Here is a 972-nt window from a genome sequence, read left to right on the forward strand (position 1 = left end):
CCGCCGATTTATATCTACCTGAGCAAGCCGCCGGTGGAGCTCCTGGAAGTGGAGCTGTACAGCGACTTTAAACGGCGCTCGCGACAGGGTAAATATGAGGCGGACCATATGCCGTCAAGGGCTGCCGTTGAAGCATATTTAAAAAGACTTGATCCCCTGCTTAAAGAAAAGGAATTAGAAGCAATGACAAATGATGTTGCTGCCATTGTTATTCCCAAAGATGTGCATCAGAAGCTAAGTGAAACCTATGGTGGACGCAATACACCCGTACAAATAGACCAGGACTCACGCAACCTTCGGGCGGCAGTGGATCATAATCTGGATGCCATCAAACCTGCGCTAAAAGAACATGGTGCTACGGAAGCTAAAATAGAAGCGGCAAGGGCGAAAATCCACAGCTTGAATAGTGAGATGGGGTTATATAAATGACCGTAAATATTGAGAGCCTAATACGTAACCTGGGCAATAGTTACAAAGACCTAATTGATTCAGGAATCATTACATACAAGAGCGAGCCAAAAGGCGCGGCAGGTTCTCCCACGATCAGCCTTGATATGGCTAAAGAGGGGGTTTTTCTGGCATTCAGGCGCGAAGGCCGAATTCTGAAAGAAATTACACTGAGTATACAAAACGATAGTGTGAAAAATTGGGTATTCCCAAACGAACTACCGACGCCATTACAGAAAAGCATGTCTCGTCGGTGGGTGCACGATGTTTTTGGTGAACCAGAAGGTAGCGCCCCTCCAAGAGTAGTAATGAAGCGGGCATTCGGCTGGGTGGAAAAGTTTACTGTTGAAGATTTTCACGTCCCGATCACTATGCAAATTGATTATGATCTCAATGAAACAGTCAAAGAAGTCGCTTTTATTTTAACATCAGAAATGCGTTGGTAATTGTTATTACGCCACCAGCCCGGCTGGTGGGTTTAGCGGTATCACGGCCACCACTACCCCGGCCCCGGAAGAGAAGAGC

Annotated in this window: 1 protein-coding gene and 1 pseudogene; both read left to right on the plus strand. The window is 46.7% G+C overall.

The features are described 5' to 3' along the window. Nucleotides 1-429: pseudogene (locus tag JJB97_RS18130) on the plus strand (S-type pyocin domain-containing protein); the annotation flags it as partial. After that, entirely contained in the window at nucleotides 426-893 is a 468-nt protein-coding gene (locus JJB97_RS18135) for a DUF6392 family protein (protein ID WP_238715472.1), read from the plus strand. The pseudogene JJB97_RS18130 and the gene JJB97_RS18135, both read left to right, overlap by 4 nt. Nucleotides 894-972 lie beyond the last annotated feature (79 nt).

It is taken from the genome of Tenebrionibacter intestinalis, from assembly GCF_016632365.1.
GTDB classification, from domain to species: domain Bacteria; phylum Pseudomonadota; class Gammaproteobacteria; order Enterobacterales; family Enterobacteriaceae; genus Tenebrionibacter; species Tenebrionibacter intestinalis.

Coding starts and splice junctions, on each gene's coding strand:
- JJB97_RS18135 (WP_238715472.1), top strand. CDS start 426: ATGACCGTAAATATTGAGAGCCTAATACGTAACCTGGGCAATAGTTAC.